Raw genomic sequence first — 15,469 nt, 5'->3', positions numbered from 1 at the left:
CATGGCTCGCCGGTTGTTCGGCACGGACGGCGTCCGCGGCGTCGCCGGCGAGTTCCTGTCAGCCGAGCTGACGCTCGCCCTCGCGCGCGCCGCCACGGCGCGCGCCGCCGCCTCCGCGGAGCGCCCGCGCGTGCTCGTGATCCGCGACACGCGCGAGTCGGGCGAGATGCTCGAGGCGGCGGTCGCCGCTGGCGTCGCGGCCTCCGGCGGCGTCGCGCTGCTCGGCGGCGTGTTGCCGACGCCGGCCGCGCCGCTGCTGATCGCCCGCTACGGCTTCGACCTCGGCGTCGTCCTGTCGGCGTCCCACAATCCCTACGCCGACAACGGCGTCAAGTTCTTCGGCGCCGACGGCGACAAGCTCTCCGACGCCGTCGAGGAGGAGATCGAGGCGCTGCTCGACGGCGACCGCGCCGCGGTCCCGCCGCCGGCGCGGATCGGCGCCGTCACGCAGCTGCACGGCACGCTCGACGACTACCTGCGCGAGCTGCAGCAGCGCTTCGGCGGCCTCGACCTGAGCGGCCGGCGGATCGTGCTCGACTGCGCAAACGGCGCGACGTGCAAGGCGGCGCCGGAGATCTTCCGCCGGCTCGGCGCGCACGTCGACGTGCTCGCCGACGCCCCCGACGGCCGCAACATCAACGCGGGCTGCGGCTCGACGCACCTCGACGGGCTGGTCGAGGCGATGCGGGCGGGAGACCACGACGCCGGCTTCGCCTTCGACGGCGACGGCGACCGCGTGCTGGCGGTCGACGGCAACGGCGTCGTCGTCGACGGCGACGAGCTGATCGCGCTCGCCGCGCTGCATCTGCGCGCGCAGGGGAGACTGCGCGGCAACGGCGTCGCGGTGACGGTGATGACCAACTACGGATTCCACGCGGCGATGGCGGAGGCCGGGATCGAGGTCGCGACGACCGCCGTCGGCGACCGCTACGTGCTGGAAGCGCTCCGTCAGCGCGACTGGGCGCTGGGCGGCGAGCAGTCCGGCCACATCGTCGAGCTCGGCTTCGCGCCGTCCGGCGACGGCATCGCGAGCGCGCTGCTGACGCTCGAGGCGCTCGGCGGCACCGCCCTCGCGGAGCGCAAGGGGATGGAGAAGCTTCCGCAGGTGCTCGTCAACGTGCGCCTCAGCGACCGCCAGGCGCTCGAGCGCGCCGCGGCCGACCCCGCGATGACGGCGGCGATCGAGCGCGAGCACGCCCAGCTGGACGGACGCGGCCGGGTGCTCGTGCGGCCGTCCGGCACCGAGCCGCTGCTGCGCGTGATGGTCGAGGCACCCGACGCCGCCGAGGCAGACGCCGTCTGCGCGCGGCTCGTCGCATGCGCCGAGGCGGCCGCCGCGCAGCCGGCGGGGTGACCGCAGCGCGACACGGACGCCGTCGAGGCGACCGCTAGAATTCGCGACTCGCGCCCGCAGGCGCGCGCAGCCGGCCAACGTGCCGCTCTCGTCGTTCCACACGGAGGTTCCCCCATGTGCGGCATCGTCGGTTACGTCGGCGCCAGACCGGTCCAGGGCCTGCTCCTCGCAGGTCTCGAGAAGCTCGAATACCGCGGCTACGACAGTGCCGGGCTCTCCGTCCTCAACGGCGACGGGGTCGACTCGGTGCGCGCGGTCGGCAACCTGCAGGCGCTGCGCGACGCGGTCGCGCAGACCGCGCGGGCGGCCGTCGCCGACGGCGGCGCGGCGGTCGCGCTCGCCGAGCCGTCGACCGGCATCGGCCACACCCGCTGGGCGACGCATGGGCGCGTGAGCGAGCGCAACGCCCACCCGCACGAGGACGAGGCCGGGCGGATCCACATCGTCGTCAACGGCATCGTCGAGAACTACATCGTCCTCAAGCGCGAGCTGGAGGCGAGCGGCGTCACCTTCACTTCCGAGACCGACGCCGAGGTGATCGCGCACGTGATCGCGCGCCATTACGACGGCGATCTGCCGGCGGCGGTCCGCGCCGCCTACGGCGAGCTGGTCGGCCATTTCGCCTTCGTCGCGATGGCGGCCGACGAGCCGGGCGTGCTCGTCGGCGTGCGGCGCGAGTGCCCGCTGGTCGTCGGCCGCGGCGAGGGCGAGCAGTTCCTCGCCTCGGCCGTCCCGGCCTTCCTGGAGCACACCCGGCGCGTGCAGTTCATCGAGGACGGGGAGCTGGTCGTGCTGCGGCCCGGCGGCGTCGAGTTCATGTCGCCGGCCGGCGAGCCGATCGAGCGCGAGGTCGTCGAGATCGACTGGGACGCCGAGACGGCCGAGAAGGGCGGCTACGAGACCTTCATGCTGAAGGAGATCCACGAGCAGGCCGACGCCGTCGCCGAGACGGTGGCGGACCGCACGGCTCGGGGAGACGGCGTCGACCTCGGCGATCTCGGCACGATCGACGACGCGTTCCTGCGCGAGCTGCGCCGGATCGTCGTCGTCGCCTGTGGCACCAGCTACCACGCGGGGCTGATCGGCCGCTACGCGATCGAGGGCTGGGCGCGCGTGCCGGTCGAGATGGACATCGCCTCCGAGTACCGCTACCGCGATCCGGTCGTCGGGCCCGGCGATCTCGTGATCGGGATCTCGCAGTCGGGCGAGACCGCCGACACGCTCGCCGCGATGCGGCTCGCGAGAGCGCGCGGGGCCACCGTGCTGGCGATCACCAACGTGATGGGGTCGCAGGCGACGCGCGACGCCGACGGCGTCCTCTTCACCCGCGCCGGCCTGGAGATCGGCGTCGCCGCGACGAAGACCTTCGTCAGCCAGGTCGCCGCGATGTACCTGTTCGCGCTGCGGCTCGCAGAGCTGCGCGGCACGCTCGAGCCCGCGCGTCTGAGCGAGCTGGTCGGCGAGCTGAAGCGGCTGCCGCATCTGATCGCGGAGATGCTCGACGGCGACGACGAGGCGATCAAGGCGGTGGCCGAGCGCCACCATCAGGCGGAGTTCTTCCTCTACCTCGGACGCCACATCGGTCTGCCCGTGGCGCTCGAGGGCGCGCTGAAGCTGAAGGAGATCTCCTACATCGCGACCGACGCCTACGCCGCCGGCGAGATGAAGCACGGCCCGATCGCGCTGCTCGACGAGGCGACGCCGGTCGTCTGCGTCGCGACGGAGTCGCCCGTGCTCGACAAGGTCGTCTCCAACATGCAGGAGGTGCGCGTCCGCGGCGCCCACGTGATCGCGGTCGCGAGCGACGGGGACGAGGAGATCGGCGAGCACGCCGACGAGCTGCTGCGCGTCCCACGCACCGACTGGATGCTCGCGCCGCTGCTGGCGGTGATCCCGCTGCAGCTGCTCGCCTACCACGTCGCACGGCTGCGCGGGCTCAACGTCGACCAGCCACGCAACCTCGCGAAGACGGTCACGGTCGAGTAGGCGGGAGGGCGCGCCGGCGGATCCCGGCGGCGTCGCCGGGGTAGGATCGGCGCGTGCACGGCGTCGGGATCGACCAGCTGGAGATCGAGCGGCTCGAGCAGGCGCTGGCCCGCCGGCCACGCCTGGCCGAGCGGCTGTTCACGGCGGCGGAGCGCGCCTACGCCGCCGAGCGCGCGCGTCCCGGCCAGCATCTCGCGGCGCGCTTCTGCGCCAAGGAGGCGGTCGCGAAGGCGCTCGGGCTGGAGGCGTGGAGCTTCACCGACGTCGAGGTCGTGCGCGGCGACGGCGCGCCGTCGATCGTGCTCCACGGCGACGCCGCGCGCCACGCGGCCGAGCTCGGCGTGACCGAGGTGAAGATCTCGCTGACCCACACCCGCAGCGAGGCGGCCGCGGTGGCGATCGCGACGTGAGCGCTCCGCTGCCGCGTTGGCTGGACCCGCTGCCCGACGCGGCGGCGCAGCGCGCGCTCGACGGCTGGGCGATCGAGCAGCGCGGCATCCCCGGCATCGAGCTGATGGAGCGGGCCGGCCGCGGCCTCTTCGAGCTGGTCCAGCGCCGTCTGCCGACGGGGACGATCGCCGTCGTCTGCGGCAAGGGCAACAACGGCGGCGACGGGCTGGTCGTCGCGCGGCTGCTGCGCGACGCCGGCCGCGAGGTCGACGTCCACCTCGTCTGCGACCCCTCCGAGCTGCGCGGCGACGCCCGCGTCAACCTCGAGCGGCTGCCCGGCTCGCCGCCGCGCGTCTTCAACCCGGGCGCGCTGTTCGAGGTCGCCGGGATCGTCGACGCGGTGCTCGGGACCGGCGCCGGCGGCGCGCCTCACGGGCTGATCGGCGACGCGGTCGAGACGATCGCCGAGGCCGCCGTCCACGGCGTGCCGGTCGTCGCCTGCGACGTCCCGAGCGGTGTCGACGGCTCGACCGGCGAGGTCGCCGGCGCCGCCGTGCGCGCAGTCGCGACGGCGACCTTCCACGCCGCCAAGCCGGGGCTGTGGATCGCGCCGGGGAAGGGCCGCGCCGGCGAGGTGGCCGTCGTCGACATCGGCATCCCCGTCGACGGGCGCCCGCCCGAGACGGCGCCGCGCGCGGGGCTGATCGGCGCCGCGGTGATCGGGGAGCTGCCTCACCGCGGGGCCGAGGCGACGAAGTTCGACGGCGGCGCGGTGCTCGTCTGCGGCGGCTCGACCGGTCTGAGCGGCGCGCCGTCGCTCGCCGCGCTGGCGGCCGCGCGTGCCGGCGCCGGCTACGTGACCGCGCTCGTGCCGGCGTCGCTCAACGTCGTCTTCGAGCTGCGCCAGGCCGAGGTGATGTCGGTGCCGCTGCCGGAGGAGGACGGCGCGCTCGTGCCCGCGGCGCTCGATCTCGCGCTCGAGCGCTGCGCCCGCGCCGACGCCCTCGTGCTCGGCCCGGGGCTCGGCCGCAGCGACGGGGCCGGCGCGCTGGCGCGTGCGCTCGCGGTCGAGGCGCCGGTGCCGCTGCTGCTCGACGCCGACGGGCTCAACGCCCATGCCGGCCGGCTCGAGGAGCTGGCCGCGCGCACCGCGCCGACGGTCCTCACGCCGCACGGCGGGGAGCTGGCCCGACTGCTCGACGTCGGCGGCGACGAGGTGCGCGCGCGGCGGCTCTCGCTGGCGCGGCAGGCGGCGATGCGCTCGGGCGCGATCGTCGTGCTGAAGGGGGACGACACGCTGGTCGCGACGCCGGAGGGCGCCGTCGGCATCAGCCGCGGCGACGCGCCGGCGCTCGCGACCGCCGGCACCGGCGACGTGCTGTCGGGGACGATCGGGGCCCTGCTCGCGCGCGGGGTCGAGCCGTTCACCGCCGCCTGCGCCGGCGTCGAGCTGCACCGCCGCGCCGGTCAGCTGGTCGGCGAGCGGATCGGCGTCGAGGGCGCGCTCGCCGGCGACGTCGCGGACGCGCTTCCGGCAGCTCGCCGAATGGCCGCCGAGGTCGGATAGGCTCCCGGCATGCCAACGGTCGCCGAAATCATGGAGCGGGACCCGGTGACGGTCTCGCCGGAGGACACGGTCGAGACGCTGCTGCGCACGCTGCGCGACCACGAGCTCCCCGGCGTCCCGGTCGTCAACGGCGGCGGACGCCCGATCGGCATCGTGACGGAGGCCGACCTCGTGATGGTCGACGAGGAGGAGGACCTGCGCCTCCCGCTGCACATCGACCTCTTCGGGGCGCAGATCTTCCTCGGCCCGGTGAAGCGGTTCGAGGAGCGCTTCAAGAAGGCGATCGCCGCGACCGTCGGCGAGATGATGACCCCGGACCCGATCACCGTCGACTCCGACACCGACGTGCGCGAGGCGGCGCGGATCATCGCCGAGCGCCGCCACAACCGCCTTCCGGTCGTCGAGCACGGCCGCCTCGTCGGCGTCGTGACGCGGCTCGACGTGCTCGAGGCGCTCGTCGACGACCAGCGGTGACGGGCCGCTCCGTCCGGCGGAAGGTCGAGTGAGATGGCGTTGCGCGCCAACGCCCGCATCAACCTCGCCGCGATCGAGCGCAACTGCGCGCGGCTGCGCGCCCGCGTGGGGGAGAGCGCGCTGTGCGCGGTCGTCAAGGCCGACGGGTACGGCCACGGCGCGGTGCAGGCGGCGCGCGCCGCGCTCGCCGGCGGCGCAAGCTGGCTGGCGGTCGCGGCGGCCGGTGAGGCGGCGGAGCTGCGCGCCGCGGGGATCGACGCCCGCCTCGTCGTGCTCGGCGCGCTGAGCGAAGCGGAGCTCGCGGTCGCGCTCGCGGCCGACGCCGACGTCGTCGCCTGGAGCGAGCCGTTCGTCGCGCGGCTGCGCGAACACGGCGCGTCGGCTCGCGTCCATCTCGAGCTCGACGTCGGGATGGGGCGGCTCGGGACGCGCGACGGCGACGCGCTGCTGCGCGTCGGCGAGCTGGTGGCAGCGGCGCCCCGGCTGACGCTCGCGGGGGTGATGACCCACTTCCCCAGCGCAGACGCCGACGTTGAGCTGACCGGCGGTCAGCTCGATCGGTTCGTCGCCTTCGCCGAACGCGTGCGCGGCCTCGCACCCGCGGTCGTAGCCCACGCCGCCAACAGCGCCGCCGCGCTCGCCATTCCGGCCAGCCGGCTCGACCTGGTCCGCTGCGGCATCGCCGTCTACGGGATGGACCCGTGGGGGAGGGACCCGCGCGACCACGACCTGGAGCCGGCGCTCGAGCTGCTCTCCCGCGTCGCCGCCGTGAAGCCGCTGGCGCCGGGGCAGACGGTCGGGTACGGCGCGACCTTCGCGGCACGCGAGCCGATCTGGACCGCGACGCTGCCGATCGGCTACGGCGACGGCTTCCGACGCGGCTTCTCCGGCAACGGCGAGGTGCTGATCGGCGGCAGACGACGGCAGATCGTCGGGCGGGTCAGCATGGACAACGTCACGGTCGCGCTCGGCCCCGAGCCCGATGCCGCGGTCGGCGACGTCGCGGTCGTGATCGGAGCGGCCGGCGGCGAGCGGATCACGGCCGAGGAGTGGGCCGCGCGGATCGACACGATCAACTACGAGATCACGACCGCGCTCAGCTCGCGCGTCACCTGGACCTACCACCGCGACGGCGTGGAGGTGGCGCCATGACCGCGCGACCGCTCGGCCGGCGGCCTCACGGCGTCGCGTCGGAAGCGCTCGCAGTGGGCGCTCGCTCGTCCGGCGTCGGAGGTGGCGCGTGAGCGGGGCGAGCGGCGATCCGCTCGCGCTCGCGCGCGACGCGCTGCGCGGAGCGCCGGCTTGGCTGGTCGGCGGCGCCGTGCGCGACCGCATCCTCGGCCGGGCGACGAACGACCTCGACCTCGCCGTCGGCGGCGACGTCGAGGCGGCCGCGCGGGCGCTCGGCCGTGCCGCGCGCGCCGCGGTCTTCCCGCTGTCGGAGGCGTTCGGCGCCTGGCGCGTCGTCGGCCGCGGCGGCGGCTGGCAGGCCGACCTCGCGCCGCTCGGCGGCGAGACGATCGCCGACGACCTCGCGCAGCGCGACTTCACCGTCAACGCGATCGCCGAGCCGCTCGCCGGCGGCGAGCCGATCGACCCGACCGGCGGCGTCGCCGACCTGGCGGCGCGGCGGCTGCGGATGGTCGCGCCGAGCGCCTTCGCCAGCGACCCGCTGCGCGTCATGCGGCTGCCGCGGTTCGCCTGCGAGCTGGCATTGGAGCCCGAGCCGGGCACCCGCGCCGCGGCCGCCAAGGAGGCCGCGCGGCTGCGCGACGTCGCGCAGGAGCGGGTCTTCGCCGAGCTGCGGCGCGTGATCGGCGCGCCCGACCCGCTCCACGGGCTGGGCCTGATGCAGGAGATCGGCGCGACCGCGGCGGTGCTGCCCGAGCTGGAGGCACTGCGCGGGGTCGAGCAGAGCCGGTACCACCACCTCGACGTCCACGACCACACGCTCGCGGTGCTGGCCGAGACGGTCGCGATCGAGCGCGATCCGGCGGCGCTGTTCGGCGCCGACCACGGCACGGCGCTGAGCGAGCTGCTGGCGCAGCCGTTCTCCGACGAGCTGACGCGCGGGACGGCGCTGCGCTTCGGCGCGCTCCTGCACGACATCGCCAAGCCGCAGACACGCGGCGAGCTGGAGGGCGGCCGCGTCACCTTCTTCGACCACGACCGCCAGGGCGCCGAGCTGTCGCGCGCGATCCTGACGCGGCTGAGAACGAGCGAGCGGCTGCGCGCACACGTCGCGGCGCTGGCGCTCCACCACCTGCGACTCGGCTTCCTCGTCCACGAGCGGCCGCTCTCCAGACGCCAGGTCCACGGCTACCTGCGGCGCTGCCAGCCGGTCGAGGTCGACGTCTCGCTGCTGTCGGTCGCCGACCGCCTCGCGACGCGCGGCCGCAAGTCGGAGGAGGCGATCGCCAAGCACCTCGACCTCGCGCGCGAGCTGATCGGGCCCGCGCTGGCATGGGAGGCTGGCGACAGGCCCTCGCCGCTGATTCGCGGCGACGAGCTGGCCGACGCGCTCGGGATCGCCCGCGGCCCGCTGCTCGGCGAGCTGCTCGGCGAGCTGGAGGCGGCGCAGTACGCCGGCGAGGTCGCGACGCGCGAGGAGGCGGTCGACCACGCCCGGCGCGTGCTCGACGAGCGCGCGCGCGTCGCCGAGGGCTGAACGCGGGCGCGCCGTCGGCGCTACGCCGACGCGGCGCTCGCCGTCGTGTGCGCGTCGCCGCTGCCGGCGAGCCGGCGGGCGATCGCGGTGCAGAGGGTGACGGCGTCGTCGACGCTGGAGTGGTCGACGTTCTCGGCGGTGTCCGTCGGCCAGTGGTAGTTGGCCGGGACCTTGTGCGGCGTGACCGATCCGATCGTCGCGGTCGGGTAGCCGGCCTTCAGCGCGATCAGCCCGTCGGTCGCGTTGCGGAAGCGCAGGCCGCGGCGCAGCTCGACGCCGCTCTGGCGCGCGCAGTCGGCGACCAGCTCCTTGAAGTCGTCCGGGTACTCGCGCATCCGCAGCATGCCCTCGCCCTCGATCAGCGTCAGCTCGGGCGAGCCGACCGTGTCGACGCAGACGACGTGCGTGCGGTCGAGCGGGAGGTGGGGGAAGTGACGCGCGGCGAACGCCTGCATCCCCTCCATGAAGCCCTCCTCCGAGCCGGTCGAGACGAGCAGGACCCGCAGCCCCTCCAGCGGCCGCTCGGCCAGCTCGGTGGCGACGCCGATCAGCGTCGCGACGCCGGTCAGGTTGTCGTTCGCGCCCGGAACCGCGTCGCGCGAGCCGATCTCGGCCATCACGGCGGCGGTGCCGAGCGAGACGGTCGCGCCGGCTGCGAGCAGCCGTCTGCTGCCGGTCAGCGCGCCGAGCGCGACGAGCGTCGGCCCGGCGAAGACCGGCGCCATCAGCGGCGGCGAGGTGTTGCTGCGCTCCAGCAGCGACGGGGCGACCTTCGCCACCAGCGGCAGCACGCCGGGGTGGAAGAGGATCCCCCAGTGGGCGGCGTCGTGGTGGGCGACGAAGACGACGGTGCGGTCGGCCTCGACGTCGCCGGTCTCGGCGACGACGTTCCAGGTCGGGCGCTTCGGCAGGAAGCGGCGCCGGAACCACAGCGAGCCGCCGCTGACGTCGTCGTAGATCGCCGCGGCGGAGAGGGCGCCGAGCGCCGTCGCCGCGATCCGGCCGCCGCGACCGCCGCGGAGCGCCGTCAGGCCCGCCACGCCGGCGAGGGCGGCGGGGACGCCGAGCGGGAACCAGTAGCCGCCGTTGGCGCGCTCCTCCTCGACCCGCGCGGTGCAGCCCCATTCCGACAGCTGCGCCGCGATCCACCGCGCCGCTTCGAGCTCGCCGGGCGAGGCGGAGGGACGGTCGATCGACGCGAGGTGAGCGATCGCGTCACGAAGGTGGCGACGGTCGGGCACGAGTGCGTCCAGGCTACCGATATGCTCGGCGCGTGCCCACCACATCCGACGACTGCATCTTCTGCAAGATCATCGCCGGCGAGCTGCCGGCCCGCATCGTGCGCGAGGACGAGCGCACGGTCGCGTTCATGGACATAGCGCCGGCGACCTACGGCCACACGCTCGTCGTCCCGCGCAACCACGCGCAGGACCTGCTGGAGATCCCCGCGGAGGACCTCGAGGCGGTCGTGCGCGCCGGCAGAGCGGTCGCGGGACGCGTCAAGGAGCGGCTCGGCGCCGACGGCGTCAACCTCATCAACTCGTGCGGCTCGGCGGCGTGGCAGACGGTCTTCCACTTCCACCTGCATGTGATCCCGCGCTACGCCGACGACCCGTTGAAGCTCCCGTGGATCCCGGCCCAGGGCGATCCCGACGAGATCGCGATGGCCGCCGCTCAGCTGCTCGGATAGCGCCCGTCCGACTGGGGCAACCGACTGGCGCGTCGGCGGTGATGACGATTGCCACTTGCGCGCGACCCGGCCGGTGCGGTTGACTTTCTTGCAGCAAGACCGGGCGTCCGGCCCGGTGGAACCTGCCGGCAGCGGCCGGCTTGCAGTCCTCGGGGGCGCAATGGCAACGGGTACGGTCAAGTGGTTCAGCGACGACAAGGGCTTCGGGTTCATCACCCCCGATGACGGCGGTCGCGACCTCTTCGTCCACTATTCCGGGATCTCGGGGGAGGGCTATCGCTCGCTCGCCGAGGGCTCGAAGGTCTCCTACGAGGAGGAGCAGGGCGACAAGGGGCCGAAGGCCGTCAACGTGATGAAGCTCTAGAGGGCGGCAGCCGCGGCGGCTGCTCGCGCGGCCGCCGCACCGTCCTCCTGGCGCGCCTCCCGCCGGTGCGGGAGCGCTACTTGCGCCGCGTGTTCGTGTTGAATGAGCACATGAAGCGCATCCTCCTCGGCCTCGTCGCGTCGCTGTGCGCGCTCGGCGTGGCCGCTCCCATCGCCTCGGCGAAGATCTACGAGATCGGCGAGAGCACGGTCCCCGTCACCACGAGCTGCCCGGACTCCTGCTTCGTCGTCACGCGCACGACGGCGCTCCAGGTCAACACGGCCGGCAGAACGTACCCGACCACGATCCCGACCGACGGTCGCATCGTCGCGTTCACGCTCCAGCTCGGCTCGCTGACCGACAGACAGATCAGATTCTTCAACCGCACCTACGGCGGCACGCCGCGCGTGCAGATCACGGTGCTCAGCCAGACGTCGAGACAGAAGCCGAAGCGCTTCTACACCGCGAGCGCGCAGAGCGAGGTCATCCGCATCACGCCGTGGCTCGGCAGAACGGTCCAGTTCCCGCTCGAGACGACGCTGCCGGTCAGAAAGGGCGACGTGATCGCGCTGACCGTGCCGACGTGGGCGCCGGTGCTGGCCGTCAACCTCGACAAGACCAACGGCTGGCGCGCGAGCCGCAGATCGAGATGCGGCGACGAGCAGATGCTCACGATGCAGACCGCGCAGCTGACCGTCGGCAGCGAGGCGCAGTACAAGTGCCTCTACCAGACGGCGAAGCTGACCTACACGGCGACGATGATCTCGACGCCGAAGGTCCCGAGAGCCACCAGAAGACCGGCCGCGAGAAGATCCGCGGCGAGACGGGCGGCGAAGAAGCGCCGCTGACCGTCATCGGCGAGCCGGGCGCCCGTGCGCTCGGCTCGTGCGCTCGCGCGGTCGGATCGCCGACCGCGCGCGCCCGCCGCCGCGTCGTCCGGGAGTAGCATCGCCGTGTGAGCACCGCCGGCTGGATCTTCCTCGTGGGGATGCGCGTGCTCGACCTCGGTGGGATGGTCGTGTGGCTCGTCTGGTACTTCCGTCACCGCGACGAGCCCGACGACGACTGGCGCGACTGGGACGGCTGGGACGACGACCCGCCGCCCGACCCGACTCCGCCGCGGCCCAAGGGGCCGGGCGTCAGAGCGCCGCTGGCGGATGCAGGTCCATGGCCGGTCCGCATCCGCGACCACGCCGCGTCGCGGCCGCAGCGCGTCGAACGCCGCGGCGTGCCGGAGCGGCGCGAGCGCGAGCGGACGACGCGCTGACGGGAGCGGGCCGAGCGCGGGAGCGGACGACGCGCTGACGGGACCGGACGACGCGCTGCGGGAGCGGGCCGCGAGCGGACGAGCGGAGTCGCGCTGACGGGAGTGCGCGGCGAGCGGGCCGCGCGTCGATCAGCAGGCGCCGGGGTTCTGCTGGCAGAAGGCGTCGGTGTCGCCGGAGGCGCCGCCGGGGTTGCTCGTGCCGCCGCCGGTCGTGCCGCCACCGCCGCCGGTCGTGCTGCCGCCACCGGGGGCGGCGCCGCCGCCGGTCGTGCCGTCGGTGGTCCCGCCGGTGCCGCCGCCGGTCGTGTCACCGCCGCCGGTCGTCCCGCCGGTGTCCCCGCCCGTCGTGCCGCCGGTCGTCCCGCCGGTGCCGCCGCCGGTCGTCCCGCCGGTGCCGCCGGAGGAGACGCTGCCGCTGTCGGTCGCGCCACCGGAGCTGTCGACCGAGCCGGTGTCGGAGGAGCCGCCCGTGTCGGACGACGTCGTCCCGGGCGTGGTCGCGGTCGTCGACGTCGTCGCGGAGGTCGACGGCGTCGTTGAGGCCGACGCCGGCAGCGCCGCGCCGGTGGGCACGGTCAACGGCGGCGTCTCGAGCGTCGCGGCGACGTCGGAGCCGCCGCCGCAGGCCGCGAGCCCGGCGGAGAGCAGCACGCCGAGCGTGAGAGCTGTGATCAGTCGGAGCGTGGGCGTGCGACGAGGCACGAGCGCGAGTGCGACCGGCTCAGCGGTCGAGCGGGGCCATGCGGCGCCCGCAGGTCGGGCAGTCGTTGAGGTCCTTCTGGGCGAACTGATTGCACCAGTTGCAGATGCGGAGGTTGTCCACGGTCCACGGCAGGTCGGACGGCGTCGGCGCCAGCGGCAGCAGCTGGGCGACGACCTCGAGCTCCTCGCCGGTCTCGCGGTCGAGGTAGGTGCGCCCCGGCTCGGCCTGGAGGATGATCTCGCGCCCCGTCGAGGGCGTCCGCATGCGATAACGCTGATGAAGGCTCACGGGCCGTGATGCTACCAACGGACCGGGCTCGACGGCTCCGCCGGGCGGCGGTTCGGCGGGCGGCGGCGCGGATACGCTTGCTGCGGGATGCGCCTGCTGCTCTTCCACGGCTATCTGCTCGGCGGGACGGGCTCGAACGTCTACAACGCCGAGCTCGCGGCGGCGCTCGTGCGACTCGGCCACGTCGTCGATCTCGTCTGCCAGGACCGCGATCCGGCGCGCCTGCCGTTCGTCGACGCCGTCGGCGACTGGGACGCCGGCGAGCTGCGAGTCAGAACGCTGCGCGAGCCGGTCCGCTGCGCCGTCTACCGCCCCGCGCTGCCCGGCGGGATCCTCCCGGTCTACGTCGCCGATCGCTACGAGGCGGTCGAGGCGCGCCCGTACCCGCAGCTCACCGACGCCGAGCTCGCCGCCTACGTCGAGGGCAACGTCGCGGCGGTGCGCGAGGTGGTCGCGCGCGCAGCGCCCGACGCCGCGCTCGCCAACCATCTCGTCATGGGGCCGCTGATCGTGCGGCGGGCGCTCGGCGCGACGCCCTACGCCGTCAAGATCCACGGCAGCGCGCTCGAGTACACCGTCGCGCGGCATCCGGAGCGGTTCCTCGCGCCGGCGCGCGAGGGGATCGCCGGCGCCCGCGGCGTGCTCGTCGGCTCGCGCCACACCGCCGAGCGACTGTGGGCGACCGTGGAGGAGCCGGGCCTGCCGGAGCGCACGCGGCTCGGCCCGCCCGGCGTCGACGTCGCCCGCTTCGCGCCGCGGCCGCCGACGGAGGCGCGCGCCGGGCTGGCGCGCCTGGCCGGCGCGCTGGCGGAGGCGGCGGCAGCGGCGGCGAGCGCCGGCGCGCTGCCCGACGGAGTGATCGCCGATCCCGCCGCCGCGGGTGCGCCGGGCGAGCCGCTCTCCGACGGCGCCCGCCCAGCGCCGCCCGCCGCGAAGCCGACCCCGGCGCACGCCCCCGACGACGACGCGCCGCGCGCCGGCCCGCCACCGGCGCCCGCCCCCGACGACGACGCGCCGCGCGCCGGCCCGCCACCGGCGCCCGCCCCCGACACCGAGACCACGCCCGGCCCCGCCGCGGCACCCGCGCCGCCCTCCTCCTTCGACCGCGACGCCGATGAGGCCGCCCGGGCGCTGGAGCGGCTCGTCGAGGCGCCGGCCGAGGACCCGCTCGTCGCCTACGTCGGGAAGCTGATCGTCTCCAAGGGCGTCGACCTGCTGCTCGCCGCGTGGCCGCTCGTGCTCGCGGAGCAGCCGCGAGCGCGTCTGGCCGTCGTCGGCTTCGGCGCCTACCGGCCGGCGCTCGAGCGGCTGCTCGCCGCGCTCGCCGTCGGCGACCTCGACGCGGTCGGCGCGCTCGCCGCCGAAGGGCGCGCCGCCGAGGGCGGGCCGGCCGGCAGACCGCTCGCCCACCTCCGCGCCTTCCTCGATCGCCTCGCCGCCGGCGGCGAGCTGCGCGAGCGCTACCTCGCGGCGGCCGTGACGCTGCCGGAGCGGGTCGTCCTGACCGGGCGGCTGGAGCACGACGAGCTCGCCGACCTGCTGCCGGCGTGCGCGGCGCAGGTGGTTCCCAGCACCTTCCCGGAGGCGTTCGGGATGGTCGCCGCCGAGGCGGCGGCCTGCGGGGCGCTCCCCGTCTGCGCCGCCCATTCCGGCCTCGCCGAGGTCGCCGGCGCGCTCGCCGCGGCGGTCCCGGCCGAGGCGCACGGATGGCTCGCGTTCCCGGTCGGAGACGGGGCGGTCGAAGCGATCGCCGCGCGCGTGACCGGATGGCTCGGCGCGCCCGCCGCCCTGCGCGAGCGGACCCGCGCGGCACTGGTCGCGACCGCGCGCGAGCGGTGGTCGTGGGAGGGGGTCGCGCGCGGGGTGATCGCGGCCGCCGAGGGCAGACTCGAAACCCTGCCCGCGCCCGTGCGGACCTCCGCGCGGTAGACACTGGATTCTCGTCCCGCGCCTCGGATAGGGTCGGACGATGAGGATGAGCCGACGGAGACGAGGAACACTCGTCGCCACGGTCGCGGCATCGGCGCTCGTCGTCGGGCTGGCCGGCTGCGGTGGTGACGATCTCAAGGAGTCGCGCGCGGACGTCGTCCACGGCAAGCAGCTGTTCGTCGAGAGATGCGGCGCCTGTCACACGCTCGCACGCGCGGGCACGAGAGGAACGGCCGGACCCGACCTCGACGCCGCGTTCGCGCAGTCGTTGTCGGAGGGCTTCGGCCGCGACACCGTCAGAGGGGTCGTGCACGAGCAGATCCTCTACCCGAACTCGCAGATGCCCGCGAAGATCGTCACCGGCCAGAACGCGATCGACGTCGCCGCCTACGTCGGGCAGGCGGCGGCGAACCCGGGCGAGGACGAGGGCGCGCTCGCGGCCGCCGTCAGAAGAGCGGAGCAGAGCAGCGCGACCGCCGAGAACGGCAGACTCGCGATTCCCGCCGACCCGGGCGGCCAGCTCGCCTACACCGTCAGCGAGGCGACCGCGCCGGCCGGCCCGCTCGAGATCGACTCCGTCAACGAGTCGACCGTCCCGCATGACATCGCGCTGCAGGAGGGGGCCGACGGTCCCGAGCTGGCGAAGGGGGAGACGGTCTCCGGCGGCGGCGTGTCGAGAATCTCGGTCGACGTGAGACCCGGCAGATACACGTTCTACTGCACGCTCCCCGGCCACCGCGAGGGCGGTATGGAGGGCACCCTCACCGTCAGATGACCAGGCGGGCGCGT

Annotated in this window: 16 protein-coding genes; 13 read left to right on the top strand and 3 right to left on the bottom strand. The window is 75.0% G+C overall.

Translation table 11 applies throughout. The features are described 5' to 3' along the window. Position 1: 1 nt before the first annotated feature. The 7 genes from glmM (at position 2) to BDZ31_RS10175 (ending at position 8,439) form a co-directional block, all read left to right on the top strand. Positions 2-1,354, top strand: coding sequence for a phosphoglucosamine mutase (glmM, locus tag BDZ31_RS10205; protein WP_183341689.1), 1,353 nt, complete (start codon positions 2-4; stop codon positions 1,352-1,354). Between the two features lie 114 nt (positions 1,355-1,468). Beyond that, entirely contained in the window at positions 1,469-3,340 is a 1,872-nt protein-coding gene (gene glmS, locus BDZ31_RS10200; RefSeq protein WP_183341687.1) for a glutamine--fructose-6-phosphate transaminase (isomerizing), read from the top strand. Positions 3,341-3,393: 53 nt separating this feature from the next. Further along, positions 3,394-3,750, top strand: coding sequence for a holo-ACP synthase (acpS, locus tag BDZ31_RS10195; protein WP_183341685.1), 357 nt, complete (start codon positions 3,394-3,396; stop codon positions 3,748-3,750). Next, positions 3,747-5,297, top strand: coding sequence for an NAD(P)H-hydrate dehydratase (locus tag BDZ31_RS10190; RefSeq protein WP_183341683.1), 1,551 nt, complete (start codon positions 3,747-3,749; stop codon positions 5,295-5,297). The genes acpS and BDZ31_RS10190 overlap by 4 nt, the downstream gene beginning before the upstream one ends. A gap of 9 nt (positions 5,298-5,306) precedes the next feature. Continuing rightward, positions 5,307-5,771: a CBS domain-containing protein gene (locus BDZ31_RS10185; protein WP_183341681.1), complete on the top strand. Its 465-nt coding sequence runs from the start codon at positions 5,307-5,309 to the stop codon at positions 5,769-5,771. 33 nt (positions 5,772-5,804) lie between these two features. After that, positions 5,805-6,923: an alanine racemase gene (gene alr, locus BDZ31_RS10180; protein ID WP_183341679.1), complete on the top strand. Its 1,119-nt coding sequence runs from the start codon at positions 5,805-5,807 to the stop codon at positions 6,921-6,923. A gap of 88 nt (positions 6,924-7,011) precedes the next feature. After that, positions 7,012-8,439: a tRNA nucleotidyltransferase/poly(A) polymerase-related protein gene (locus BDZ31_RS10175; RefSeq protein ID WP_183341677.1), complete on the top strand. Its 1,428-nt coding sequence runs from the start codon at positions 7,012-7,014 to the stop codon at positions 8,437-8,439. 20 nt (positions 8,440-8,459) lie between these two features. Here the strand turns inward: BDZ31_RS10175 and BDZ31_RS25955 are convergent, their stop codons facing one another. Next, the gene (locus tag BDZ31_RS25955) at positions 8,460-9,680 is read right to left on the bottom strand and encodes a M28 family peptidase (protein WP_183341675.1); all 1,221 of its coding nucleotides are present in this window, start codon (positions 9,678-9,680) and stop codon (positions 8,460-8,462) included. 32 nt (positions 9,681-9,712) lie between these two features. Here BDZ31_RS25955 and BDZ31_RS10165 point away from each other — a divergent pair, with 32 nt between their 5' ends. The 4 genes from BDZ31_RS10165 to BDZ31_RS10150 all read left to right on the top strand — a co-directional run bounded on the left by BDZ31_RS10165 (position 9,713) and on the right by BDZ31_RS10150 (position 11,760). After that, a complete protein-coding gene (locus BDZ31_RS10165) occupies positions 9,713-10,129 on the top strand; it encodes an HIT domain-containing protein (RefSeq protein ID WP_183341673.1) in 417 nt (138 codons plus the stop codon). Positions 10,130-10,289: 160 nt separating this feature from the next. After that, entirely contained in the window at positions 10,290-10,493 is a 204-nt protein-coding gene (locus BDZ31_RS10160) for a cold-shock protein (RefSeq protein ID WP_183341670.1), read from the top strand. 110 nt (positions 10,494-10,603) lie between these two features. Then, on the top strand, positions 10,604-11,341 hold the full coding sequence (locus tag BDZ31_RS10155) for a hypothetical protein (RefSeq protein WP_183341668.1): 738 nt from the start codon (positions 10,604-10,606) through the stop codon (positions 11,339-11,341). Between the two features lie 107 nt (positions 11,342-11,448). Next, positions 11,449-11,760 (top strand): hypothetical protein, encoded by a 312-nt coding sequence (locus BDZ31_RS10150; RefSeq protein ID WP_183341666.1) that lies wholly within the window; start codon positions 11,449-11,451, stop codon positions 11,758-11,760. A gap of 129 nt (positions 11,761-11,889) precedes the next feature. Here the strand turns inward: BDZ31_RS10150 and BDZ31_RS10145 are convergent, their stop codons facing one another. Further along, a complete protein-coding gene (locus BDZ31_RS10145; protein ID WP_183341664.1) occupies positions 11,890-12,411 on the bottom strand; it encodes a hypothetical protein in 522 nt (173 codons plus the stop codon). Positions 12,412-12,481: 70 nt separating this feature from the next. Continuing rightward, the gene (locus BDZ31_RS10140) at positions 12,482-12,751 is read right to left on the bottom strand and encodes a hypothetical protein (protein WP_343075564.1); all 270 of its coding nucleotides are present in this window, start codon (positions 12,749-12,751) and stop codon (positions 12,482-12,484) included. A gap of 87 nt (positions 12,752-12,838) precedes the next feature. Here BDZ31_RS10140 and BDZ31_RS10135 point away from each other — a divergent pair, with 87 nt between their 5' ends. Together BDZ31_RS10135 and BDZ31_RS10130 are read left to right on the top strand one after the other, a co-directional pair. Continuing rightward, positions 12,839-14,680 (top strand): glycosyltransferase, encoded by a 1,842-nt coding sequence (locus BDZ31_RS10135; protein WP_183341662.1) that lies wholly within the window; start codon positions 12,839-12,841, stop codon positions 14,678-14,680. A 40-nt stretch (positions 14,681-14,720) separates the two neighbouring features. Next, positions 14,721-15,455: a c-type cytochrome gene (locus tag BDZ31_RS10130; RefSeq protein WP_183341660.1), complete on the top strand. Its 735-nt coding sequence runs from the start codon at positions 14,721-14,723 to the stop codon at positions 15,453-15,455. Positions 15,456-15,469 lie beyond the last annotated feature (14 nt).

This window comes from Conexibacter arvalis, from assembly GCF_014199525.1.
Taxonomy (GTDB): domain Bacteria; phylum Actinomycetota; class Thermoleophilia; order Solirubrobacterales; family Solirubrobacteraceae; genus Conexibacter; species Conexibacter arvalis.
The sequence above is the reverse complement of the archived record's forward strand: the minus strand, read 5'-3'. Positions and strand labels throughout refer to the sequence as shown.

Excerpts from the sequence above, each read along its gene's own strand:
- glmM (WP_183341689.1), top strand. The coding sequence starts at position 2 with ATGGCTCGCCGGTTGTTCGGCACGGACGGCGTCCGCGGCGTCGCCGGC.
- glmS (WP_183341687.1), top strand. The coding sequence starts at position 1,469 with ATGTGCGGCATCGTCGGTTACGTCGGCGCCAGACCGGTCCAGGGCCTG.
- BDZ31_RS10185 (WP_183341681.1), top strand. The coding sequence starts at position 5,307 with ATGCCAACGGTCGCCGAAATCATGGAGCGGGACCCGGTGACGGTCTCG.
- alr (WP_183341679.1), top strand. The coding sequence starts at position 5,805 with ATGGCGTTGCGCGCCAACGCCCGCATCAACCTCGCCGCGATCGAGCGC.
- BDZ31_RS10160 (WP_183341670.1), top strand. The coding sequence starts at position 10,290 with ATGGCAACGGGTACGGTCAAGTGGTTCAGCGACGACAAGGGCTTCGGG.
- BDZ31_RS10155 (WP_183341668.1), top strand. The coding sequence starts at position 10,604 with ATGAAGCGCATCCTCCTCGGCCTCGTCGCGTCGCTGTGCGCGCTCGGC.
- BDZ31_RS10135 (WP_183341662.1), top strand. The coding sequence starts at position 12,839 with ATGCGCCTGCTGCTCTTCCACGGCTATCTGCTCGGCGGGACGGGCTCG.
- BDZ31_RS10130 (WP_183341660.1), top strand. The coding sequence starts at position 14,721 with ATGAGGATGAGCCGACGGAGACGAGGAACACTCGTCGCCACGGTCGCG.